The sequence below is a fragment of the Allorhizobium sp. Av2 genome (assembly GCF_021462805.2).
Classification (GTDB): Bacteria; Pseudomonadota; Alphaproteobacteria; order Rhizobiales; family Rhizobiaceae; genus Allorhizobium; species Allorhizobium vitis_G.
In genome coordinates this window covers 2,221,105-2,245,840 of record NZ_CP192696.1, presented here as the reverse complement: position 1 = coordinate 2,245,840, position 24,736 = coordinate 2,221,105, and the positions used below count along the sequence as shown (strand labels likewise).

General features: G+C 58.1%; 22 protein-coding genes. 5 read left to right on the top strand and 17 right to left on the bottom strand.

Translation table 11 applies throughout. The features are described from left to right. Positions 1-23: 23 nt before the first annotated feature. Complete coding sequence (gene bglA, locus FS819_RS10755) at positions 24-1,691, top strand: beta-galactosidase BglA (RefSeq protein WP_156546720.1); 1,668 nt, start codon at positions 24-26, stop codon at positions 1,689-1,691. 8 nt (positions 1,692-1,699) lie between these two features. Here the strand turns inward: bglA and FS819_RS10750 are convergent, their stop codons facing one another. The 13 genes from FS819_RS10750 to choX form a co-directional block, all read right to left on the bottom strand. Continuing rightward, positions 1,700-1,966, bottom strand: coding sequence for a Txe/YoeB family addiction module toxin (locus FS819_RS10750; protein ID WP_156546718.1), 267 nt, complete (start codon positions 1,964-1,966; stop codon positions 1,700-1,702). A gap of 3 nt (positions 1,967-1,969) precedes the next feature. Next, on the bottom strand, positions 1,970-2,233 hold the full coding sequence (locus FS819_RS10745; RefSeq protein WP_060719919.1) for a type II toxin-antitoxin system Phd/YefM family antitoxin: 264 nt from the start codon (positions 2,231-2,233) through the stop codon (positions 1,970-1,972). A gap of 54 nt (positions 2,234-2,287) precedes the next feature. Further along, entirely contained in the window at positions 2,288-3,982 is a 1,695-nt protein-coding gene (gene ade, locus FS819_RS10740; protein WP_156546716.1) for an adenine deaminase, read from the bottom strand. 19 nt (positions 3,983-4,001) lie between these two features. Further along, positions 4,002-4,664 (bottom strand): chloramphenicol phosphotransferase CPT family protein, encoded by a 663-nt coding sequence (locus FS819_RS10735; RefSeq protein ID WP_234624584.1) that lies wholly within the window; start codon positions 4,662-4,664, stop codon positions 4,002-4,004. Beyond that, complete coding sequence (locus FS819_RS10730; protein WP_156546714.1) at positions 4,661-5,530, bottom strand: aldose 1-epimerase family protein; 870 nt, start codon at positions 5,528-5,530, stop codon at positions 4,661-4,663. The genes FS819_RS10735 and FS819_RS10730 overlap by 4 nt, the downstream gene beginning before the upstream one ends. 155 nt (positions 5,531-5,685) lie before the next feature. Beyond that, positions 5,686-6,792, bottom strand: a complete 1,107-nt coding sequence (locus FS819_RS10725; protein ID WP_156546712.1) for a branched-chain amino acid ABC transporter substrate-binding protein — start codon at positions 6,790-6,792, stop codon at positions 5,686-5,688. Positions 6,793-6,966: 174 nt separating this feature from the next. Then, positions 6,967-8,292, bottom strand: coding sequence for an omega-aminotransferase AptA (gene aptA, locus FS819_RS10720; protein WP_156546710.1), 1,326 nt, complete (start codon positions 8,290-8,292; stop codon positions 6,967-6,969). Positions 8,293-8,506: 214 nt separating this feature from the next. Further along, positions 8,507-8,716, bottom strand: coding sequence for a hypothetical protein (locus tag FS819_RS10715; RefSeq protein ID WP_156546708.1), 210 nt, complete (start codon positions 8,714-8,716; stop codon positions 8,507-8,509). Between the two features lie 444 nt (positions 8,717-9,160). Further along, positions 9,161-9,478, bottom strand: a complete 318-nt coding sequence (locus FS819_RS10710) for an ArsR/SmtB family transcription factor (RefSeq protein WP_015916773.1) — start codon at positions 9,476-9,478, stop codon at positions 9,161-9,163. A 137-nt stretch (positions 9,479-9,615) separates the two neighbouring features. Beyond that, positions 9,616-10,347 (bottom strand): HugZ family pyridoxamine 5'-phosphate oxidase, encoded by a 732-nt coding sequence (locus FS819_RS10705; RefSeq protein ID WP_156546706.1) that lies wholly within the window; start codon positions 10,345-10,347, stop codon positions 9,616-9,618. A 205-nt stretch (positions 10,348-10,552) separates the two neighbouring features. Next, positions 10,553-11,596 carry a choline ABC transporter ATP-binding protein gene (choV, locus tag FS819_RS10700; protein ID WP_156546704.1) on the bottom strand — a complete coding sequence of 348 codons (1,044 nt, stop codon included), beginning with the start codon at positions 11,594-11,596 and terminating at the stop codon, positions 10,553-10,555. After that, positions 11,593-12,438 (bottom strand): choline ABC transporter permease subunit, encoded by an 846-nt coding sequence (gene choW / locus FS819_RS10695; protein ID WP_060719909.1) that lies wholly within the window; start codon positions 12,436-12,438, stop codon positions 11,593-11,595. Before choW ends, choV begins: the two co-directional genes overlap by 4 nt. A 249-nt stretch (positions 12,439-12,687) precedes the next feature. Beyond that, the gene (choX, locus tag FS819_RS10690; protein WP_156546702.1) at positions 12,688-13,659 is read right to left on the bottom strand and encodes a choline ABC transporter substrate-binding protein; all 972 of its coding nucleotides are present in this window, start codon (positions 13,657-13,659) and stop codon (positions 12,688-12,690) included. 340 nt (positions 13,660-13,999) lie between these two features. Between choX and FS819_RS10685 the strand changes: the two genes are divergently transcribed. Both FS819_RS10685 and FS819_RS10680 read left to right on the top strand, forming a co-directional pair. After that, entirely contained in the window at positions 14,000-14,578 is a 579-nt protein-coding gene (locus tag FS819_RS10685) for a thymidine kinase (protein WP_156546700.1), read from the top strand. 191 nt (positions 14,579-14,769) lie between these two features. Continuing rightward, the gene (locus FS819_RS10680) at positions 14,770-15,879 is read left to right on the top strand and encodes a DUF2333 family protein (RefSeq protein WP_156546698.1); all 1,110 of its coding nucleotides are present in this window, start codon (positions 14,770-14,772) and stop codon (positions 15,877-15,879) included. Between the two features lie 38 nt (positions 15,880-15,917). Here the strand turns inward: FS819_RS10680 and FS819_RS10675 are convergent, their stop codons facing one another. Then, positions 15,918-16,367 (bottom strand): PAS domain-containing protein, encoded by a 450-nt coding sequence (locus FS819_RS10675; RefSeq protein ID WP_156542974.1) that lies wholly within the window; start codon positions 16,365-16,367, stop codon positions 15,918-15,920. A 39-nt stretch (positions 16,368-16,406) separates the two neighbouring features. Then, complete coding sequence (locus FS819_RS10670) at positions 16,407-17,084, bottom strand: helix-turn-helix transcriptional regulator (protein ID WP_197434002.1); 678 nt, start codon at positions 17,082-17,084, stop codon at positions 16,407-16,409. An 814-nt stretch (positions 17,085-17,898) separates the two neighbouring features. Between FS819_RS10670 and FS819_RS10665 the strand changes: the two genes are divergently transcribed. Continuing rightward, positions 17,899-19,566, top strand: a complete 1,668-nt coding sequence (locus FS819_RS10665; RefSeq protein ID WP_197434003.1) for a formate--tetrahydrofolate ligase — start codon at positions 17,899-17,901, stop codon at positions 19,564-19,566. Positions 19,567-19,789: 223 nt separating this feature from the next. Then, positions 19,790-21,976, top strand: a complete 2,187-nt coding sequence (locus FS819_RS10660) for a TonB-dependent hemoglobin/transferrin/lactoferrin family receptor (protein WP_156546692.1) — start codon at positions 19,790-19,792, stop codon at positions 21,974-21,976. Between the two features lie 15 nt (positions 21,977-21,991). Here the strand turns inward: FS819_RS10660 and FS819_RS10655 are convergent, their stop codons facing one another. Then, positions 21,992-22,936, bottom strand: coding sequence for an extensin family protein (locus FS819_RS10655; protein ID WP_156546690.1), 945 nt, complete (start codon positions 22,934-22,936; stop codon positions 21,992-21,994). 145 nt (positions 22,937-23,081) lie between these two features. Then, on the bottom strand, positions 23,082-24,533 hold the full coding sequence (locus FS819_RS10650) for a protein adenylyltransferase SelO family protein (RefSeq protein WP_156546688.1): 1,452 nt from the start codon (positions 24,531-24,533) through the stop codon (positions 23,082-23,084). Between the last annotated feature and the right edge of the window lie 203 nt (positions 24,534-24,736).

Here is a 24,736-nt window from a genome sequence, read left to right as displayed (position 1 = left end):
TTTTTGAGCAGAGGATGGGCCATATGCCGACCAAGACTGATCGTGCCAGCAAAACCGCAGTGAAAGCAGTGAGCGATTGGTGGCGCGGCGCGGTTATCTATCAGGTCTATCCACGCTCGTTTCAGGACACGACAGGCGATGGCATCGGCGACATCAAGGGCATAACCCAGCGCTTGCCCTATATCGCCTCGCTTGGTGTCGATGCCATCTGGCTGTCGCCGTTCTTCACTTCGCCCATGGCTGACATGGGCTATGACGTCTCTGACTATTGCGATGTCGATCCGATGTTCGGCACACTTGCCGATTTCGACGCGATGATGACCAAGGCGCATGATCTCGGCCTGAAAGTGATTATCGACCAGGTAATTTCCCATACATCCGACCAGCACCCCTGGTTCATTGAGAGCCGCGCCAGTCGCAACAATCCCAAAGCCGATTGGTATGTCTGGGCCAATGCCAAGCCGGATGGCACCGCACCGAGCAATTGGCTATCGGTGTTCGGCGGCCCGGCCTGGGAATGGGATGGGGTGCGCAAGCAATATTACATGCATAATTTCCTGGGCTCTCAGCCGGATTTGAATTTCCACAATCCGCAGGTGCAGCAGGCGGTGCTGGATGCCACCCGGTTTTGGCTGGAGCGCGGCGTGGATGGGTTTCGGCTGGATACCGTGAACTATTATTTTCATGACAAGGAATTGCGCAACAACCCGCCCCATGCGCCAGACAGCGGCGATGCCGGGCTCGATGCGCCGGATGTTAATCCCTATGGCATGCAGGAACATCTGCACGACAAGACCCAGCCGGAAAATATTGGCTTCCTGCAAAAATTGCGGGCGCTGCTGGATGAATATCCAGACCGTACCACAGTCGGCGAGGTCGGCGATGGCGCGCGTTCGTTGAAAACCGTGGCCGCCTATACCAGCGGCGGCGACAAGCTGCATATGTGCTACACATTCGATCTGCTGGGGCCGCATTTCACGCCGTCGCATATTCGCGATTGCGTCACCTCCTTCCAATCGATGGTGAAGGATGGCTGGGTGTGCTGGGCCTTTTCCAACCATGACGTGGTGCGCCATGTGTCGCGCTTTGCCCAGGGGCCGGAAGAGATGCCGCAGGTGGCCAAGCTGGCGATCAGCATTCTCGCCAGTCTGCGCGGTTCGATCTGCCTTTATCAGGGTGAGGAACTCGGCCTGCCGGAGGCGGATATCGCCTTTGAGGATCTACGCGATCCCTATGGCATCCGCTTCTGGCCGTCTTTCAAGGGTCGCGATGGATGCCGCACGCCGATGGTCTGGGAAAAAGCCAAGGCGCATGCCGGTTTTACCAGCGGCAAACCATGGCTGCCGGTTCAGCCGGAGCAGCAGGCTCTGTCGGTGGACGCCCAGGACAAGGACAAGAGCTCGGTGCTCAACCATTACCGCAACATGCTGGCCTTGCGCAAAGCCCATCCGGCCCTGCGCGATGGGTCCATGTCCTTCCTAGATATCAACGAGGATGTGCTTGCCTTCCTGCGCGGGGAGAACAGCGAAAGATTGCTGTTTGTCTTCAACATGCGCCGCGGACCGCAGGAGGTTCGCCTGCCGGAGCATATGACGGTGAAGGAGATCATCGCTTTGCCGGATGCCCGCAGCACCTATGAAAAGGGCGTGATTACGCTTGATGCGCTTGACGGTTTTTGCGCGCGGGTGTGACAGTTATTTCAATAATGATAGCGGCATTGCGCCACGATCAGCACCTGATCGTCATCCTGACCCTTCACCGCATAAACCAGCCGATGCTCCTGGCTGATGCGGCGTGACCAGAAGCCTTTGAACTGGCCTTTCAGGGGCTCTGGCTTGCCGATGCCGGAAAAGGGGTGGCGTTTGGTATCCTTTAGCAGGGCATTGATCCGCTGCGCTGTTTTGGGATCGGTTTCCTGCCAGAAGCAGTAATCTTCCCAGCCCTCATCTGTAAAGGTGACCAGCATGGATCAGGCGTCATCCAGATCAGGCAGGTGGCGCGGGGCAAAGCGGCCTGCTTCTATCGCCTGTTTCGCCTTCAGCAGACGGCTGGCATTGGCGGGCGAGGAGAGGAGATGCAGAGTTTCCACCATGCTCTCATATTCTTCCTTGCTCATCAGCACGGCAGAGGGCTTGTCCCGGCGCACGATCTCCACCGCCGAGGCATCCTCGTTTACCTTGTCGAGCAGTCCGGCCAGTTCGGCCCGCGCTTTGGAAAAAAACACCGTGTCCATCAGGATCTCCCACTTGTACTGAATATAGTACAAGTGGGAGTTCAGTGCAATCACTCACCCAATCAGCATGAACTTATCGACATCCACCATGCCCTTGTCGGAAATCTTCAAATGCGGGATGACCGGCAGCGGCAGGAAGGCGACCTGCAAAAACGGCTCCTGCAAGGTGGTGCCAAGCGCGTAAGCGGCTTGGCGCAGCTCATGCAGTGTATCGCGCACGCTCTCGAACGGCTCAAGGCTCATCAGCCCTGCGACGGGCAGGGGGATTTCGCCGGTCACCTTGCCGTCTTCCACGACCACGAAGCCGCCCTTGATATCGGAGAGGCGGTTGGCGGCCATGGTCATGTCGTCCTCACTGACACCGACCACGCAGATATTGTGGCTGTCATGGCCGACGGTGGAGGCGATGGCGCCCTTTTTCAGGCCGAAGCCCTGCACGAAGCCATTGGCATGGTTGCCGTTCTTGCCATGACGCTCGATGACGGCGACCTTGATGATGTCGCGGTTAAGATCGACGCTGGTCTGGTTGCCGGAGGCGGGCAGGCGGTAGCGGCGATATTCGGTGATGATCTTGCCCGGCAATACGCCCATGACCGGCACTTCGCCGTCACTGACCGGCACGGCAAAATCGGCTGACTTGACGATCCGGGCCTTGACGCTGTCGAGGCCAACCGGGGCCACCGGCTTGCGCGTGGCAAACAAAGCGTCGGTGACACGGCGACCGGCCGCAAACACCGTTTCGGCCTTGCAGTTTTCCAGACTGTCCACCACCACCAGATCGGCCCGCCAGCCGGGGGCGACCAGGCCGCGATCCCGCAGGCCAAAGGCGCGGGCTGCCGAAATGGAGGCGGCGCGGTAGATGGCCAGCGGCTCCACGCCATGGGCGATGGCCGTGCGGATCATGTAATCCAGATGGCCTTGTTCAGCGATATCCAGCGGGTTGCGGTCATCGGTGCACAGCGCCAGGAATGGCGACAGCCGCTCGGTTATGATGGGCATCAGGGCGTGCAAATCCTTGGAAACCGAGCCTTCGCGCACCAGAATATGCATGCCCTTGCGGATCTTCTCCAGCGCTTCTTCCGCCGTGGTGCATTCATGTTCGGTGCGAATACCAGCCGACAGATAGCCATTCAGGTCATTGCCGCGCAGCAGCGGCGCATGGCCATCGATATGGCCGCCCTGAAAGGCTTCCAGCTTGGCCATGCAGATCGGGTCCTTATGGATCACGCCGGGAAAATTCATGAATTCGGCAAGGCCGATCACCTTCGGATGCTCGCGGAATGGCAAAAGCCGCTCGATGGGCAGGTCCGCGCCCGAGGTTTCGAGATGGGTCGCGGGCACGCAGGAGGACAGCTGCACGCGGATATCCATGATGGTTTCCAGCGCCGATTCCAGAAAGAACTCGATGCCCTCAGTCCCCAGCACATTGGCGATTTCATGGGGATCGCAGATGACAGTCGTCACCCCGTAAGGCAGCACGCAGCGGTCGAACTCATGCGGCGTGACCAGCGAGCTTTCGATATGCAGATGGGTATCGATAAAACCCGGCACGACAATCTTGCCGGATATGTCGATTTCCTCACGGCCCTGATAGGCCCCGCAGGTGCCGACAATGGTATCGCCGCAGATGGCGATATCGCTTTCCACCAGATCACCGGTGACGAGATCAAAAAAGCGGCCGCCTTTCAGCACGATATCAGCGGTTTCTCGGCCGACGCCCTGGTCGATGCGGCGTTCCAATGGGCTCATGGATGTGGCTCCTTCGGTCTCAGGTCTGGATGAGCGTCAAACGCCGCTCGAAAAAGCTGGGGCTTGGTCGATCCTTAGCCAGCAATGTCAGAATCTCTCTAGCACACTCTTCCGGTGTCTTGTCGGTTGTATCGATGTCCAGATCATAGGGGCCGTGTTCATGCACAGCCATTTGCCAGCGCTGTACAGGTTCCGGAACCGGATCGTTTGTTGAGCCCTGAAGATAGGCGATCGCGCCATTGGTTGGAGAGGCGGCCCGGCGGGCCATGATGGTGGAAAGCGAGCAACGGACACCGATGAACAGCGCCGGTAGACCAGCCAGCCGTCTGGCGCAATCATCGAGAATATGGAGTGGCCGCGAATAGGCCTCGTGGTAGCCCGCATCGACAACCACATTGATCCCCAGCCGGCTATGGGCGGCAATCGTTTCATGCAGGGCGCCGTAGAGCTGCTGCACGACCGCTTCTTTTTCCGGGTGCTCGCCGCCGGGCCGCAAGCCGATGCCGGGCCTGTGCCTTTCGCTGATCGTGGCCATCTGTGCATCAACGCCAAGATTGACCCAGAGGCCTGGAAAGCTGTCCAGCACCACCTTTGCAATGCTGGACTTACCGGAGCGTGGCGCGCCGTTCAGGATCAGGATCTGTCCCGCAGACCCGTTCTCCAATGTCGCGTTGAGCGTCACGTTTCGATTGTCACGGTAAAGCTGTGGCGGGCGCTGTCGCCGGGGGCGAGTGTGGCGGTATAGGGCCGTTCCACCAGTTCGCTGCTTTTGCCATGGCGGGCGGCCATGCCGTGCCATGGCTCGATGCAGATGAAGGGTGCGCCGGGTTTTTGCCAGAGCGCCAGATTGGGCAGGTTTTCAAAGCGGAAGTGCAGGCTGGCCGCATCCTCGGCGCGATAGGTTAGCTCCGTTCCGGCACCTTCGGGAAAGATCATCGCGTCTTCCTCGAACTGGCTCTTGTCCAGCACCAGCCGTCCGGCATGGAAAGGCGAGGGGCGGGCTTCCTCGGCCAGCAGGCCACCGCCCAACCGTAGCAGGGCTGGTTCTGCGCCATTGTCCAGCGTGATCGTGTGTGGCTTGCCCTCTGCCCCCGGCAAGGGCCAGAGAAAAGCCGGATGGAAGCCGAGGCCATAGGGCATGGGAGCGTCACCGCGATTGGTGACCGTGGCGGACACCGTCAGCGCCGCACCATGCAGCCGGTGTTCCAGCACCAGCGAAAAATCGAAGGGATAGGCGGCTTTGGTCTCGTCATTGGCGGTCAGTTCGTGACGACAGACATCGGCTCTAGCGTCCAGCAGCGTAAACTCGCGGCGTCGTGCAATGCCATGCTGGGCCATGGCATAGGGCTTACCATCAATCAGCAGCGTATCGTCCTTGGCCTTGCCGACAATCGGAAACAGAATGGGCGAGCGCCCGCCCCAATAGGCCGCATCGCCATGCCATAGCAGCGATTGGCCGTCTTTTGTGCGAAGGGACTGCATCTCCGCGCCAAGCGAGGAGATCTGCACGGTAAGCTGGTCATTGCCGATCTCAGTCAGGGTGGGCATGGGCGTCTCTCTCTTAAGTGGGCGTGGTGCTGTTTCCGGTTTTCTATACGATGCTCCATGTAACGAAAATATGGAGAGAAATTTACCCGCTCTTCATGGCACATAAACGGCATGAGACGCGGATGATAAAACCCGCGTCTCATGCTACAGCCGAATTACTCAGCGGCGACGGTCTTGCCGCCTTCCCATTTGTACATGGAGAAGCTCTGCGAGGTGAGGTCGCCGGTTTCGCCATAGGTCAGCTTGCCGATGGCGGTCGGGATCGGGTCGCCGGATTTGATTGCGGTGGCGACGGCTTCGGCATCTTCGGCGCTGCCGACCTTTTCGATGCCAGCGGCAATAACCTGCACGGCGGCGTAGGCGTTGAGCGTGAAGGCTTCCGCCGGAATGCCCTTGGCGGTCAGCGAATCGGCGGCAACCTTAGAATCCGGGTTTTTCAGCGCGTCGGCGGCATTGGTGAACAGCGTGCCATTGGCGGCGTCACCGCCGACAGTGGTATATTCGCTGTTGGAGAGGCCATCGCCCGCCACCACCACGGCTTTCAGCCCGGCATCCTTCATCTGGCGCACCAGCAGACCTGCTTCCGGGTGATAGCCGCCAAAATACAGCACGTCGACATTGGCCGACTTCAACCGGGTGACGAGCGCGCTGAAATCCTTTTCGCCTGCCGTCAGCGAATCGTTGAACACTTCAGTGACGCCGCCTGCATTGAGCGCGGCCTTGAAGGCATCGGCCAGACCCTTGCCATACTGGCCCTTGTCATTGAGAATGGCGATTTTCTTGTCCTTGAAATGGGCCAGCACATATTTGGCCGCCACATCGGCCTGCTGGTCGTCACGCCCGCAGGTGCGCAGCACGGTCGGCAAGCCGCGCTTGGTCAGGCTTGGGGCCGTGGCGGTCGGAGTGACCATCAGCGCGCCGTTTTCCGCCAGCACGTCGGAGGCCGGAACGGCGACGCCTGACGTCACCGGGCCAACCACGAAGCGCACACCTTCACCGACCAACTGGTTGGCGGCGGACACGCCTTGCTTCGGCTCGCCCGCATCGTCAGCGGTCTTCAGCACCAGCTTTTCGCCCTTGATGCCACCCTTGGCATTGATATCGGCAATCGCCGTCTCCGTGCCGTTCTTGATCTGCGCGCCAATGGCCGCCAACGGGCCGGTCAGCGGCGCCATCAGACCAATGGTGATATCGGCATGGGCGGCGGGGGCAGCGGCGAGAAGCGCGGCAAAGGCAGCGCTTGCCAAAAGATGAAGTTTCATTGTCGTCTCCTTGGGTTTCGCCGCACCATTCTGCGATGGCTTGTTCTGTGGCGGCATATCTTGGATTGCTGTTTCCCCCGGCTGGTTTCTACTGCATAATCAAAAAATCGGCCATGAAAAAGGGCCGCGTTATGCGGCCCAATGAAGCGGCTTTGGTGTTACGACGATCAATGGTCAGATATTGCTCATCAGCACCTTGCGCAGCTTGTCAAACAGCTGGTCGATTTCGGCCTTGGAGATGATTAGCGGCGGTGAGAGCGCGATGATGTCGCCGGTGGTGCGGATCAGCAATCCGTCTTCGTAGGCCTTGAGGAAGGCGTTGAAGGCGCGTTTGGTGGGTTCGCCGTCAATGGGTTTCAGCTCCACGGCGCCGATCAGGCCGATATTTCTGATATCGATGACATTGGGGCAATCGGCAAGGCTGTGCAGTTGCTCTTCCCAATAGGAGGCAAGCTCGCTGGCGCGGGTCAGCAGGCCTTCGTCCCGGTAGGTATCGAGCGTGCCCAGCGCTGCGGCTGAGGCAATCGGGTTGCCGGAATAGGTATAGCCGTGGAAGAACTCGATCATATGTTCCGGGCCGGACATGAAGGCATCGTGGATTTCTGATGTCACGAATACCGCGCCCATCGGGATGACGCCATTGGTCAGGCCTTTGGCGGTGACGATGATGTCAGGCGTCACATCAAAATACTGGGCGGCGAACGGCGCGCCGAGACGGCCATAGCCGGTGATGACTTCATCAAAAATCAGCAGAATGCCGTGCTTGGTGCAGATGTCGCGCAGCTTTTGCAGATAGCCCTTCGGCGGGATCAGCACGCCGGTCGAGCCTGCGACCGGCTCGACGATAACGGCAGCGACCGTGGAGGCGTCATGCAGGGTGACGATGCGCTCCAGCTCGGCTGCGAGATCGCCGCCATGCTCCGGCTGTCCCTTGGTGAAGGCGTTCTTTTCCGGCAGATGGGTGTGGGGCATGTGGTCTACGCCGGTCAAAAGCGTGCCGAACATCTTACGGTTGGAGACGATGCCGCCCACCGAAATGCCGCCGAAATTGACGCCGTGATAGCCGCGCTCGCGGCCGATCAAGCGGAAGCGCGAGCCATTGCCTTTGACCCGGTGATAGGCCAGCGCCACCTTCAGCGCGGTCTCGACCGATTCAGAGCCGGAATTGGTGTAAAGCACATGCTCCATGCCGGCAGGGGCGATATCCACCAGGCGGTTGGCCAGCTCGAAGGCCTTCGGATGGCCGAGTTGGAAGGCGGGGGCGTAATCCAGTTCGCCCGCCTGCTGGCGGATCGCTTCGGTGATCAGCGGGCGGCAATGGCCAGCATTGACGCACCATAGACCCGCCGTGCCATCCAGAACCTGACGGCCATCATGGGTGGTATAATACATGTCCTTGGCGCCGACGAACAGGCGCGGCTCCTGCTTGTATTGGCGGTTGGCGGTAAACGGCATCCAGAAGGCGCGCAGGTCGTTGGGAATAGTGGTGCGATTGGACATGATACTCTCCATGGCCCTTTCCGCGGGCCCTGTCAGTGGTTTCGGGGCCATATCCGGTGCTTCAATCGGCTGCGGGTTCGCGTCTCACACATTGACGGTCATGCCGCAGTGACATGGATATATGGCGCTGTAACTGGCAAATCAGCCGTCCTTGTAGGCCAGCCGCTCCGCATAAATTTACCGCGCGGTCAAAGTAGCAGCCGGCCTTGTGCCGTCAAGCGGCCAGAGGGCGGCTATCCTGAATAATCAGCGAAACCAGTGTTTCTTCTGATGCATAATCCTCCTCAAACCAGAATGGGCAAAAGAAGGAAATGGAGTTGAAAAGCGATGATGGCGCAACGTTTTTCTGCATTTGATAAAACGCACTATAAGGAAGCATCACGGACTGCACGTTCAGCGGGCAAGGTCGGCGCAAGCTCGCCATGGGTATATGCCAGCATGATCAGATGCAGGATCGAAGGGCAGTTCGACAGCATCGATCGACCGGCGGCCACTGTTGCATAACTCTCTCAATCCCACCGGATTTGAAGTGTGCAGGAGCAGGGATATACGCTTTTTTGAAGAGAGCGGGCTCCGAACTGCTTTGGTGGTTCGGGGTCTGTCATCTGCTGGCCGGACAGGCCTGCTTGCGTCATCAGACGAGCGCCAGAATATAGGTCGCCAACGGATTTTGAAAATCTGAAATCTTATGAAGCAGATTGCCTGTTCAGCTTGCTGTCAGGAATAGCCATTAATACAGATGCGCGCTGGCTGATGTCCTGCTGATCTGTTTCTCGCGGTTCAGTCAAGAATAGTCTAGGCGGCCGATGTATTTTTAACATCAAGCCGCCTTTTATTTTAGATTAAGCTGTTATGTCAGCGTTATCATTCAAGCAGCGTTTCTGCTGCTTTCCTGATGGCAGAATATATCCTCGAGCGTGCCGAGCACTTTCATGACGGCATCCGACGTGCTGGAATAATAGATGGTTTGGGCATCGCGGCGGGTCTTGACCAGCTTCTGGGCGCGAAGCTTGGACAGGTGCTGGGACAGCGCTGACTGGCTCAAGCCAACCTGCGAGGCCAAGACGCCAACCGGCACCTCACCTTGAACCAGGCTGCAGAGAATCATCAGTCGCTTAGGATTGGCCATGGCCGTGAGGAGGCCGGCAGCCGCATTCGAGTGATCAGACAAGTCATTGGCTTTCATCTCTCAATCTTCCTTTGAAGCGATTGGCCTGCACACATGGCAGGCCCTGGTTGTTGCATCCCACAAGAAACCCTACACCCTGAGTCTAGCAATATGAGGAGGATTGTATATGCCTAAATTTAAGGTATCGTTTCATCTTAATTAGTTTGGAGTGAAGGGTGTGTGTCCAAAGACACAATTTCACGGTCAAATTCGCATCTAAACAGCCTTTTACCCCAAAAAAAGTCGATTCCCGACGCATCCAGACCGCAGATTGTGACTTTTCCCTTCGGCTTTTGCCCCGTATGATAAGGGGGATTTTTTATGATTTTCAGAAGTCCATACCCTAAATCTTGTATGGTTTGAGCCTCGGTTTTACCGTCGGCGAACGTAAGCTCTGTTCGAATCAACAAATCCTCTCCATTCAGCAGGAAGGCTTTTCCGAACCCGCCATTCATGGCGGCGCGTTGCGGCATGAGCTGAAAAAACAGAAAATCCGGAAAATCGATATAGAGCTTGGCCTTTGGATGACGGGCCAGAAAGCGGCGGCGCATCGCCTGATGAATGTCGCTATCGGGGTCCACCGGGCTTGCCAGGCATTGAACGGTGAGACGCGGATAGGCGAGGGGATCACCCTTGCCAGGTTCGCCGGCCAGCAGCGATACGCGTGGATCGGCCAGCATCGCCCGGGTATGAGCCGAGAGGCGTGAGACCAGAACGGTTAGCGTTCCATCCGGCATGGTGCCCATCAGCACGCGGCTGACAAAAGGCCCGCCGGTTTGCGGATCGAGCACGCCCAAGGGAACATGGGTGGCGCTGCGCAACAGGGTTCGCGCTTGGCGCCGCGCCTCGTCATCGGTTGGACGGATGGGAGAGGGACGGTCGATCATCGGGCGGTCTCATGAGTATGGCTGGCTGTGGGGCAGGACGGAGCCTTGACCATATCCCAGTGTTCTTTCACGCGAAAGCGTCAAGGACCGCAGCCCAGGGCATCACGAGTTTGATAAAACCCATGATACCGTAAGCAGCGGCCCTTGGCTCAATGGTATCGTTCCGCGCCTTCTACGCACACCGTTGTGTTTTCAGCCTTCTACGTCAGGTCTGGCGGTGTCGGGTCAGGGCCGAGACCACATCCTGCGCGCCGATCGCGCCAATCACCGTGCCGTTCTCCACCACGCCGACCAGACCGGGGTGGCGGGCCATGGCGTCAAGAATATCGATCAGCGGCGTTTCTGGCGCGGCGGTGGCGGTGACGCCGAGACCCGGCGTGTGACTGGTGCCGGCAGTCATGACATCTCTCGCCGTCAACATGCTGATCGGGTTCATGTTGCGCACGAAATCGGCGACATATTGATCTGCCGGGTTCTGGACGATCTGCTGCGGCGTGCCGCATTGGATGATCCTGCCGCTTTCCATGATGGCGATGCGGTTGCCAATCCGGAATGCCTCGTCCAGATCGTGGCTGACGAACAAGATGGTCTTTTTTAGCCGGTGTTGGAATTCCAGCAATTCATCCTGCAAGCGTGTGCGGATCAGCGGATCAAGCGCCGAGAACGGTTCGTCCATCAACAAGATCGGCGCGCCGGTGGCAAAGGCGCGGGCCAGGCCGACCCGCTGCTGCATGCCACCGGACAATTCGTCCACCTTGCGGTCGGCCCATTGCGTCAGGTTGACCAATTCCAATTGCTCGGCAACGATTTTCCGCCGTTCCTTTTCGCCAACGCCCGCCAATTCCAGCCCGAAGCCGATATTGTCGGCAACACTGCGCCAGGGCAGCAGGCCAAATTGCTGGAACACCATCGAGACGCTGTGCATGCGCAGGTCGCGCAACGCCTTGCGGCTGGCCTGGTATGGATCGACGAAGCCATTGCGCGACTTGACTGACACCGAGCCGCGCACCACGGGCGCCAAGCCGTTGACGGCCCGCAGCAGTGTCGATTTGCCGGAGCCGGACAGGCCCATCAGCACCAGGATTTCGCCTTCCTTCAAAGTCAGCGAGGCATTGGCCACACCGAGGATCAGGCCGGTTTCCTTGTTAATCTCGTCGCGTGTCCGGCCCTGATCGACCAGGGCAAGCGCCTTCTGGGGCCGATCGCCGAAGATGATATCGACATTTCCGAAGATGACTGCATCGCTCATTGGTCATCTCCCGCCGACGGAATGCGGAACATCCGATCCAGAATGATTGCCAGGATGACAATACAAAGGCCCGCTTCGAAACCTCTGGCGATGTTGACGGTATTCAGCGCTCGTACCACCGGAACGCCAAGACCGGCAGCGCCGACCAGAGCGGCAATCACCACCATGGACAGCGACAGCATGATGGTCTGGGTCAGGCCCGCCATGATCTGTGGCAGCGCATAGGGCAGTTCCACCTTACGCAGCACCTGGGTCGGTGTGGCGCCGAAGGCAACCGCCGCTTCCACCAGGGAGGAAGGGGTGGAGACGATGCCGAGCCGGGTGAGGCGGATGGGTGAGGGCACGGCAAAGATCACCGTGGCGATCAGACCGGGCACCATGCCGAGCCCGAACAGGATCAGCGCCGGGATGAGATAGACGAAGGTCGGGATGGTCTGCATCAGGTCAAGGACCGGGCGCATCAGCGCGTAGATCCATGTCCGGCGCGCGGCCAGGATGCCGAGCGGCACGCCGATCACCATACAGACGGCGGTGGAGGCCAGAACCAGCGCCAGCGTCTCGGTGGTTTCCTTGAAATAGCCCTGGTTGATGATCAGCGCCAGGCCGAGAAAGGTGAAGATCGCCACGAGAAGGGAGCGGCGCAGCAGCCAGGCGATAATGCTGATGGCAAGTGCCGTCACCAGCGGGTGGGGATATTGCAGCACGAACAGAACGCCATCGATACTGCTTGAAATGAGGTGAGAGAGCCAGTCGAAAAACCAGGCTCCATTGGCCGTCAGCCAGTCAACAACGACTTTGGCGGTGGGGCCGATGGGAATTTTGAAATCAGTCAGCCAATCCACTGAAACGCATCCTTTCGAGCATTTGCAGGAAATGCGTAAAAAAGAGAATAAGGAATAGCGGTGCCAGGGCGCAATGTTTCGCCCCGGCGCTATCGTTCACAGTCTGTTCAAGAATTGCTGCTGGCCTGGCGAAAATGGTGATTTCGAGAACCGGAACGGAGCGTACTTAACGCACGTGAGTACCGGAAGCGTAGAAAGTGCCATTTGCAGACGGCCAACGGCGATTATTGGATAGACTGCCAGTGGTGGTTACAGGCCAAGCTTGGTCTTGACCGCCGCCAGGCCGTCCTTGCCATCCTTGGTGGTGACGCCAGCCAGCCAGGGCTCGATCACGGTTGGGTTGGCCTTCAGCCAGGTCTTGGCAGCCTTGTCGGCGTCTTCGCCGTCATCGAGGATCTTGCCCATAATGGCATTTTCCATGTCGAGCGAAAACTTCATGTTGGTCAGCAGCTTGCCAACATTTGGACATTCCTTGGCATAGCCGCCGCGCGCCACCGTGTAAACTGTCGCGCCACCGTAATTGGGGCCGAACACCGTGTCATCGCCATCGGCGAGATAGGTGATCTGGTGGGCGGTGTTCATCGGATGCGGCGCCCAGGCCAGGAAGATCACCGGCTTGTTTTCCTTGTCGGCGCGGGTCACTTGGCTCAACATGCCCTGTTCGGAGGACTCCACGACGTTGAAGCCCTTGAGGCCGAACTTGTCGCCGTCGATCAGCGACACGATCATGCCATTGCCTTCATTGCCCGGCTCGATCCCGTAGATCTTGCCATCAAGCTCGGCCTTATGAGCAGCGACATCCTTGAAGCTCTTGATGCCGAGCTTGGCGCCGGCAGCATTGGTGGCCAGCGTGTATTTTGCGCCTTCGAGATTGACGGCGACGCTATCGATCGACTTGTCGTCGAGATATTGCTGGATGGCTTCTTTCTGGGCTGGCATCCAATTGCCGAGGAAGACGTCGATATCCTTGTTCTTCATCGAGGAATAGGTCACGGGCACGCCGAGCGTCTTGACGTCGGCCTTGTAGCCCAGTGCTTCCAGAACGGTGACGAAGGAGGCATTTGTGGAGGCCAGATCCGTCCAGCCTACATCCGAGATGCGAACGGTGCCGCAACTGGCAGGTTCAGCCGCATAGGCAGCGGGGCTGAGTGCTGCCACGCATCCGGCCAGGGCCAGTGCGTATTTCGTCGGTGCAAATTTCAGTGTCTTGGCAATCGGCATTATTATGCTCCCTTTTTTAGTTCCCGGCATTATCAATACATAAACAGCCGAGGCAAGCCTGCGTGTTCGCGCCGGTCTATAGGGGCCATTTGCGACATTTTGTCATCACGCCTTAGAAATGTGCTGCATCGCCGCAAATCCAGGGGTAAAGCCCGTGGCGAGAGGCGCGCCGAACCGCTGTCCCCGTCCTTGAATTTTTTTTGGCACTGTGCATCTCGGGCCGGGATTTCGCCTCTGCTCTGCGCAGAAATCGGGGGAATTTTGATTTTTCGGTTTAAAGCCGCCCTGTTTTTGTGCTGCATGGCGGCGCGAGACACGAAAGCCCAGGGAAACGGTGCCAATGGCCAAGCTCTATTTCAATTATGCCGCCATGAATGCCGGTAAATCCACCATGCTGTTGCAGGCCTCCTATAATTATCAGGAGCGCGGCATGCGCACGGTGGTCTTTGTCGCTGCGCTGGATGATCGGGCCGGGCGTGGCCGGGTCGCGTCCCGCATTGGGCTGTCCAGCCCGGCCGAAACCTTCGAGCCGGGAACCGATCTGTTTGTCGTGGTCGAGGCCATGCATGCAATCGAGCCGATTGCCTGCGTTTTTGTCGACGAGGCCAATTTTTTGAGTGAGGGCCATGTCTGGCAATTGGCGCGGATTGCCGACCGCCTGCACATTCCGGTCATGGCCTATGGCCTGCGCACGGATTTTCAGGGCCAACTGTTTCCCGCCTCCCGGTTGCTGCTGGGCATCGCCGATGAATTGCGCGAAATCCGCACGATCTGCCATTGCGGCCGTAAGGCGACGATGAATGCCCGCTTCGATGCCAGCGGCCAGGTGATGCGCGAGGGTGCGCAGATCGAAGTTGGCGGCAATGAGAAATATGTGTCCTTCTGCCGCCTGCATTGGGATGAACTCTTCAATGGGTGAAGCGTGCGCTGATATTTGACAGTCGACAAGTCCAACCGGTTGTTTTTCAAAAATATCGCCACCTGAAAACCTTGTGTCGTTAAAAACGCGGTTTGTCGTTGTTATTGTTGATGGGCAGACATATCTGTTGAGCAGTGACCGGACGCCGGGCGTCCGCCGTTGCCATGACCACAAGACGGGAGACAGGGCAGATGCTGAATGCGCTAACGGGGTTTTTCCGAGGGCTCTGGGGAGCGCTTCGGCGCAGCGGTAATCTTCTCTATACGGCGGTGGCCTGGCCCTTCCGCGCCCGCCATAGCGAAGCGGGCAAGCGGGCCTATATTTTCCGTGGCTCCGTCGCGCTGATTGTGCTGGTACTGATTGCTGCTTACGGGCAGTTTTTGTGGCGCACCCAGGTCTGGTATGGCTTTGATCCAGCCTTCGCCAAGGCCTATGGCTTTGCCGACCGCAAGGTCGCCGCCGGACAGCAGATCGCCGACAAGCCCGGCACCTGCCAGAATTCCGCTATCGTCACCACGGTTGCCGACCTGACGGATTCCAACGTCAACCAGAATGTCTGGGTGTCTTCGACGCTGCTCTACAAGCTTGGCCTGTTCGGGATGAGCTGGGATGACACGCCGTTCTTTGACAACAAGGCCTCGTTCCAGCGCGGTATCAATCAGGTGGCGCGCCGGGTTGGCATCGTATTGGCCGACGATCTTGGCCGGGTGAGGGGTACTTCCGGTATCAACACCGATCTGCAGGATGCGCGTGGCAATATCCAGTTCAACGAAGGCACCTGGTATTTCGGCTCCAATCCTTTCGGGTTCAAGACGCCGACGCCAAGCTATTATCGCGCCGCAATCACCAGCTGGCGTGGGTTTAATTCCGATCTCGAGACCTGCAAGGCGGTGTTCGATGCCCGGGCTGACAATCTCGTCAAACTGCTCGATGGATTGGCCAGCGACCTCGGTAACACATCCGACATTTTGCGCCGCCGCTCGGAAGAGCATAATGGCGGCTGGTTCGACACGCGGGCCGACGACCGTTTCTGGTTCGCCTATGGCCAACTCTATGGACAATACGCCCTGTTTCAGGCGGCAAAGGCCGATTTCATCGATGTGGTGCGCGAGCGTAACCTGACGGCGATCTGGGCAGAGCTGGAAAAGCAGTTCGAGGCCGCACTCAAGGTTCAACCGATAATTGTTTCCAACGGTAGCGAGGACGGGCTGTTCATGCCGAACCATCTCTCAACCATGGGCTTCTACACGTTGCGCGTACGCGCCAACATGGTGGAATTGCGAGCCGTTCTGCAACGCTGACGGTCAATGGCCCGGCGGACAGACCGCCGGGCCTTGTCTTATAATTCGATGAAGCTTGCCGTAGGCTCCAGTTGAAACAACTCATGCAGCATGCCGCGATATTCGCCTGATCCTCCTTCCACGGGATGATAGAGACCGACGGTACGAATATATTTCAAGGTACCGCTTGTGGTGATGATCCGGTGGATACTGTGGAAAACACCACGACTGGTGGCGGCACGATAATAGCTGTCCATCACCTGGTCTACGTCCTGCGGGTGCATACGGTCGCAAAGATCCTTTACATTCAATGGACCTTCAGAATGGTCTAGCTCGTAGAGCTTCGAAACATGCGGCGTGCCATATAAATGGCCCTGATCTATATCCAGTCGCCAGAAGCCACAGATATTCATGGCCTGGGTGAGATTGACGACATCACATTCCTGCAATCCAATTGAATGAAAATCTTGAAGCGGACAAGGCCGCGGTTTGTTCGAGCGCCAAGCCAAGTGAAAAGCCTCCCTTTTGGCTTGGCTGAAGCAAATGAATTATTGAATGAGCTTCAGCCTAATGGCCTTTGCTACCAATTGCGTCCGGTTGACGCAATCCAGCTTTTTCATAGCTGTTGTCATATACGCGTTTATGGTGTGGTCGGAGAGGCTCAGGATCTGGCCGATTTCCACCGAGGTTTTGCCCTGCGCCGTCCAGCGAAGCACTTCCAACTCGCGCACTGAGAGAACATCGACATTCATCAATTCCCTGCGGCGTAGGCGATCATAGGTGTCGAAAACCGCCATTGCCAGCATGCCCAGTTCATTGACTTCGCATTGGGAGAGAGGCGAGCGGTCCCCATCGAACCGCATGAAATACAGCCGGGAATCAAGGGAGGGAAAAATGAAGACAACACCGACGATCAGTTTGAACCGCACCATCAGGTCGCGCATGGCTGGCGGCCATTCCTCGGCCATGTCATCAGGTTCCCTGAATTTCATGTCCCAAGTTCGTGGCAGGATCGAGCCGGCAAATTTCTTGACCACCGGACAGAATTTTACGAACTGGTGGCGGTCGAATTCATGGCCGAATTCCATCGGCAAGGTGGTTTCCATGACTAGCGGCATGAGATGCACATCGGTCGCAGAAGGGGCGAGCATGATACTGCCATGCGACAGGCCAAACGCCTGGGCAACAGTGCGCAGGATCTCCGCACAATGCTCGCGGCTTTCCATTGCGGTTATTTCTGTACTGAGCAGTGTCTGGCGCTCGGCGATCAACATGAGGGGCGACTGAATTTGAGGTAAGGGCGGTGGGTTTGGCGACGAAGCGGGTATAGGGAGATTTTATATATTAAATCCTAGAGCTTTCGAAAGTTCTTATCGATTAATTTCAAAAAATGTCTTTCAAAACCCTGTGAACTCATTAGCGAAAAAATATATATCTTTCGCTTTAATTGAACTGGTTGTGCCAATGCTTGCCTTCAGTTGCATTTCTTCCACTGTGGCGCTTCCACGTCCATGCGGTCGGAAATGCATTGAAGTGAGTGTTAAATGAGCGCCGGTCCCCCTAAAAGTCAAGGTAATAACGTGTCTTGCGAAAATAAGCGCCTTCTGTTGAGCTTGCCGCGCTTAATGCCTGCATAACTCCTTATCCGTAAAATCCCACCTTAAAATGGGATGCATCATGCAGGGCTTTTATGATGATTTAGCCTGTTCTTTTGCCCCTGCCGATGAGCTCGCCAGGGGTGGGTGACCGAGATTTTCCGCACGCACGAGAATTTTTGTGTCGCGCTCTACCGGGCGCGCTGAATTATGCGGTAATACGATGCGCCATGGAAGATGGACAATCGTATTGCCTTTGCAAATATCCCAAGCAACTGATGCCTTTGCGATATTTTCAACGCTTTCGCGGCAGGGATGCGTGAGCATCTTGAGGACTTGATATAAAGGGTAAATGCGCGGCAGGTTTAAAGTGCTACAGCGCTTTAGCACGAGCTGTTTGAAGGATATGTGCCGGAAACGGTGTAGAGACAGGGTTAAGAGGCTGATGTCGGATATTGAAATTGCACGTGCAGCATCGAAGCTCGCGATCACGCAGATTGGCGAGCGTTTGGGAATCAGCCCCGGTGATTTGCAGCCCTATGGCCATGACAAGGCTAAGATCAGCGCTTCATTCCTGCACTCGCTGGCGGATCGCCGGGATGGCAAGCTCATTCTGGTGACGGCAATCAATCCGACACCAGCAGGCGAGGGCAAGACGACGACCACGGTCGGCTTGGTGGACGGGTTGAACCGCATCGGCGCCAAGGCCATGGTCTGCGTGCGTGAGCCGTCGCTTGGTCCGTGCTTCGGGGTCAAGGGTGGCGCTGCCGGGGGCGGGCGGGCGCAGGTCGTGCCGATGGAAGACATCAATCTGCATTTCACCGGCGATTTCCATGCCATCACCTCCGCGCATAATCTGCTGGCGGCGATGATCGATAACCATATTTACTGGGGCAATGAACAGGATCTCGATACGCGCCGTATCGCCTGGCGCCGGGTGGTGGACATGAATGACCGGGCACTGCGCGAGATGGTTGGTGCCTTGGGTGGCGTGCGCAACGGCTTTCCGCGCGAAACCGGCTTCGATATCACGGTTGCTTCCGAAGTGATGGCCGTCCTCTGTCTGGCCCGTGATCTGGCCGATCTGGAAGAGCGGTTGGGCCAGATCGTCATCGGCTACCGGCGTGACAAGACGCCTGTGCATGCCCGCGACATCCACGCCCATCAAGCCATGACGGTGCTGCTGAAAGAGGCGATGCAGCCCAATCTGGTGCAGACGCTGGAAAACAATCCGGCGCTGCTGCATGGCGGCCCGTTTGCCAATATCGCCCACGGCTGCAATTCGGTGGTGGCGACAAGGGCCGCCCTGAAGCTTGCCGATTACGTGGTGACGGAAGCGGGCTTCGGCGCCGATCTTGGCGCTGAAAAATTCTTCGATATCAAATGCCGTAAGGCCGGTCTGCGCCCGGCAGCGGCTGTCATCGTTGCGACGGTGCGGGCGCTGAAGATGAATGGCGGTGTTGCCAAAACGGAGCTTGGCCGCGAAGATGTAGGCGCTCTGGTCCGTGGTGCTGTCAACCTTGGGCGGCATGTGGAAAATGTCCGGGGCTTTGGCGTGCCTGTTATCGTCGCCATCAACCATTTCCTGTCGGATACGCCGGCGGAAATCGCCGCCCTTCAGGATTATGCCGCCAGTATCGGCGTTGAAGCCGTGCTCTGCCGCCATTGGGCCGAAGGGGGTGCGGGCATTGAGGACCTGGCGAGGAAAGTGGCGGCCATGGCCGATAGCGGCATTGCCGATTTCCAACCGCTTTACCCAGACGACATGTCGCTGTTTGCCAAGATCGAGACGGTCGCCAAGCGGATCTATCGGGCGGGGAGCGTGACGGCGGACCGCGCTGTCATCGACCAACTCGCCCAGTTCGAGGCCATGGGCTATGGCAACCTGCCGGTCTGCATCGCCAAGACCCAATATTCCTTCTCCACCGACCCCTCGCTGCTCGGCGCTCCCGATGGCCATGACGTGCATGTGCGCGACGTGCGTCTATCAGCCGGCGCTGGTTTCGTGGTGGCCATCACCGGCGATATCATGACCATGCCCGGCCTGCCGAGAAAGCCGGCCGCCGAAACCATCCGGCTTGATGATAATGGACTGGTCGAAGGCCTGTTTTAAAGAATAGTGCTGCGTTGCTTTACATCACTAAAGTGCAAAATATAACATGATTTATTTAATCATGTTTTTAATCTTGACATAAAAAATCATGTTTAATAAGTGTCCGAATTGAGGCGCGTCTTTTCTGACGGCGGCTTGTTTCGGGGACGACCAATTGCGTGCGAAGCCGGCTGCACTGCCCTGCAGCCGAGGGGTTTCGTGCGCCGTATTGAAAGTTTGCACCATGTCTTTTCGGGGAATTCGACCTGTTCTGCTTGCCTGCACGGCACTTTGCTCCTTCTATGCGGCCGTGCCTGTCATCGCGCAGGAAGCGGCAAAAACGGAGGAAAACGGTGGCTCCAACAGCCAGACCGAGCTTTCGACCATCACCGTCAAGGGCCAGAAGGTTGTAAAGGGTTCCGTGGAAGACACGCCGGTGGCGACCCATACCTCGGCTGAACAATTGCAGAAGAAGCAGATCGATGACGTCGATGACCTCGGCAATACGGTCGAGCCGAGTGTGACCTATGTGAAGAATTCCAAGAGCGTCAACATTCGCGGACTGGAAGCTGACCGGGTGCTGACCACCATTGATGGCATTCCCGTGCCGTATTTCTTCGATAGCGTTTATAGCTATGGCGGCGGTGCCGATACCTATGATTTCAATTCGCTGTCGTCGGTGGATGTGCTGCACAGCGCCGATTCCAGCCGCGCCGGGTCCGGCGCGCTCGGCGGTGCGTTGCTCCTGCATACCTATGAGCCGGAAGACCTGATTGGCGACGGCAAGAGCTTTGGCGGCATCGCCAAGCTCGGCTATGACGGCTCGGACCGCTCGCTCACCGCCTCAGGCGCTATTGCCAAGAAATTCGGCAATACCTCGGTACTGTTCCAGTCTTCCTACAAATACGGCCATGAGACCGAGACGACCGGTGACGTCGGCGGCACAGGCTCCACCCGGACCGAGGCCGATCCGATGAGTTATAACGACCGCAATTTCCTGTTCAAGATCCGTCAGGAGCTGGAAGGCGGGCATACGATCGGCCTGACAGCAGAGCATTACGACTATAATTCCAAGAAGGATTACAAGTCCAATACCGGCTACGGCACGACCTATCGCGCTGGTGATTACGATTATATCCAGGACAAGGGCCGCGATCGGGTTTCGCTTGACTACGTCTATGACAGTACCTCTGCCGATAGCTGGATCGACAGCGCCTTCGCCACCCTCTATTGGCAGCGCGCCACCCGCGTGGAAGGCACATCCAGCTACCGTCTGACGGCTCCAATCGGCATTTATGAGCGGTTCATGGAAAGTGAGCAGCGCGACATCGGGTTGAACTCCTATGCCAATTCTGATTTCAGCACCGGCGCTCTGAACCACAAGCTGACCTTCGGCGCTGACATCCGCTTCAGTCAGAGTAGCTATTATCTCGCCGGTCAGGACACCTGCTCAGTCACTTACGTATCGGGTTGCGCCTATTACCACACCAACCAGTCCTATTCGCCTGACGTGAATTCCTACAAGCTCGGCGCCTTTGTCGAGGACAAGATTTCGCTCGGCAACAGCCCCGTTTCGATCACGCCCGGCCTGCGCCTCGATTGGTATAAGGAAGATCCGCAGGATACCGCCAGCTATGAAGGAACCATGCCCGAGGGGCAGGATGGCGCCCACCTCTCGCCGAAACTGCGCGCCGCCTGGCAGGCGACGCCGGATGCCGAGCTTTACGCCCAGTTCTCCACGGCCTTCAAGTCGCCCAACGCCTACCAACTCTATGTGGATTACGACAATTCGCCCCTTTACCGCTCGATCGGCAATCCCGACCTGAAGCCGGAAACCAGCTGGGGCTTCGATGTCGGTGCCAATCTTGGCAACGAGGATTTCGGTGGCCGGATCAGCGCCTTTACCACCCGCTACAAGAATTTCATCGACACCTCGGACATCATCCGCACCACCGGCTATGTGCTTGGGACCTATGAATATATCAACCGCGCCAATGTCCGCATCAGCGGCGTCGAGATTGAGGGTCACAAGACCTTCACCAACGGCATCAACCTGCATGGCTCGATGTTCTATGCGCGTGGTGTGGATCTGGATACCGACGAGCTGTTGAGCACGGTAGCGCCGCTGAAAGCCATTGTCGGTGTCGGCTATGAACGGCAGACCTGGGGCGCGGATGTCAGTCTGGTGGCCGCCGCTGCCGTCTCCGACGACTCCAGCGCCTCCACCAAGCCAGCCGGCTATGGGGTCGTCAACCTGACGGGATGGTGGGAGCCGGAACAGACCAAGGGCCTGCGCCTTCAGGCCGGTGTCTACAATCTGTTCGACAAGCAATATTACGACGCGCTTGAAGTGAAGGACGTCGCCAACGCCAATGCGCTTTACTCCGAGGCCGGCCGTTATTTCAAAATCGCCATCTCTCAGAAGTTCTGAGAGATTCGGTTTCGATCAATTCGGCTCCTGACAGACGCGGTAATCGTTGCGGCGTTTGATCAGGTCGAGATGCAAGTGATCCTTGTGGGTCTCGTCGGCTCCTGGCGCCAGAACGGTGGTGAAATACAGGCAGGCTGAGGAGTTGATGGTGCGCTGGAACGCGCCGGGCAGGGTTGGTTCGCTGTCCGGCACGATCTTCATCGGCACGTCGCCTTTTTCAAATTCGAAGCCGGCAATATCCAGCGCATTGCCCTTGGCATGTTCGGACATCTTGCCATCGCTGCGGCTATTGCGGTTGCGGCAGATATAGGAGGAGGCTTGGTCCACAGCCGTCAGCCGACCCTTGTCCGGCAGCGCCTGATCAGCGGCGGGAATAACCAGCGTGCGCATCCATTCCGACAGTTCCAGCGCCGCGGCGCAGCGCAGCGTCGCCTTGGGCTTCAGGCTGACGCCAGGAAGGATTTCCGTCACCTCCAGCGGCTTATCGATGCCACAACCATCGCCGTCATCGATCCGGGGCCGTTCGGTAAATTGCGCGCCTGCCGCCTTCAGATCCGTAAGGCATTGATTATAGGCCTGCGGGTCTTCCGTCATGATTGGCGGCGGTGGAGGCGGAGCTGGCGCTGGAGCTGGTGTGGGTGCCGGATTCGGAGCCGGCTCTGCTGATGGGGCCGGAGTTGGGGTTGACGCGGCGGGCGAGGGCGTCGGCACGGGAACAGTGTCCGGTGCCGGAACCAGGGCCGATTTATCGCCGGGCTTGCCGACTTCATCTTTTGTGTCGGGGCCTTTAACGCCGGAGGAAGCATCTGGAACGCCGGAGGACGCATCTGGCGTGTCGGTTGCGGTCTTCGGTTTGCTATCGGGAATGGGACCCTGCTCGGGAAGGGCGTCTTTTGGAGGGAGAGATGCGCCGCTCAGGCATATCAGGCTTAAGGCCAGCAGCAGCGTTTTGCATCTCATCGAGTCGTCCCCCAAAGGTTTGTCGCTGGAGGGAACGTTTGAGCCTGCATTTGGTTTCAGTGACTTAAGCCCGCTGCTGCATATGGTTGATTGCTACTGGACGATAGACTGCCTTGAATAGAGGTTTGGGTATAGCGTTGGAGTGTCACGTCCCGCAAAAGGTTCGCGTCACTCTCTCTTCCGCTTTCGGCGGCACTCTGAGATCCGCGGTGTCTTCCAATTCTTCAAATGGCCGTTCCAGTGCTTGCGTCAGCCGTTCAAAGAACGAATAATCGTCATAGACCGCAGCCGAGATTGCCTCTTCGATGCGATGGTTACGAGGAATGAGGGCAGGGTTGATGGTTTGCATCTCGGCTTCGATCATCTCTGCCGGGCGCTCCGTGCCAAGCCTTGCGCGCCAGCGGATCAGCCAGGCGATCAGCGCGTCGGTTTCTGGGATCAGATCGTGTGCCACGCCGCCTCCTGCTATCCTGCCGAGCTGGCGGAAGGTCAAGGTGAAATCCGCCTCATTTGTCTCCATCAGGCCAAGGAAATCGTTGATCAGCGCCAGATCGGACTCGTCCGTACCCGTCACGCCCAGCTTGGCGCGGAAGGCGGCGAGCCAATAGGTCTGGAACACTTCGCCGAAGCGGGCCAGTGCCGCATTGGCGTCTTCCACGGCCTTGTCTTCGCCTCCTTCAAACAGCGGCAGCAGGCATTCGGCCAACCGCGCCATGTTCCATTGGCCAATGCCGGGTTGGTTGGCATAGGCATAGCGGCCGCGCTGGTCGATGGAGGAAAACACCTTTTTCGGATTATATTCATCCAGAAAGGCGCAGGGGCCGAAGTCGATGGTTTCGCCTGATACCGCGACATTGTCGGTATTCATCACCCCATGGATGAAGCCGATCGATAGCCAGCGAGCAATCAGTGCCGCCTGCCGGTCGGCAATGGCGTTCAGCAGTGCCAGATAGCGGTTGTCTGCATCTTTGAGGATGGGATAATGCCGGTCGATGACATGATCGGCCAATGCCTTTAGGCTGTCATTATCCTGACGGGCGGCGAAAAACTGGAAGGTGCCGACTCGAATATGGCTGGCGGCAACCCGTGTCAGCACAGCGCCGGGCAGCGCCACTTCGCGTCTTACAGGCTGGCCGGTCGCAACGGCGGCCAGCGCCCGTGTGGTGGGAAGGCCGAGCGCATGCATGGCTTCCGAGACGATATATTCGCGGATCACAGGGCCAAGCGCTGCGCGCCCGTCGCCATTGCGGGAAAAGGGTGTGGGGCCTGCGCCTTTCAGCTGGATATCACGCCGCCGCCCGTGATGGTCCAGCACCTCGCCCAGCAGAATGGCGCGGCCATCGCCCAATTGCGGCACGAAATTGCCGAATTGATGCCCGGCATAGGCCATGGCCAGCGGGCTTGCGCCCTGCACAATGCGATTGCCGGAAAAGATTTCTGCCAGCGCAGCGTCATCCTTGCCCTGCATGTCCAGGCCCAGGTCCTGCGCAAGCGCATGGTTGAACCGGATCAGCTTTGGCTGCGCCACCGGTTGCGGCAAAACGGCGGCGTGAAACGGCTCCGGCAGACGGGCGTAGCTATTGTCAAAGGCAAACATCTGAGTTTCTCCGGGCAACGTTCATTCGTGTATATGTGGCGCAGGGACACGGGAGTGCAAGGCAAGAGCTGTGACGAAGCCGCATCCCCGGCAAATTGCGCATGGACAATTGAAAATTGCTTACGTTACATTTGCGGCTGACATAAAGAGAAAATCGGCGGGACCGAATCCCGGACGCCAGGTTGACCAAAAAGAGGGACTGT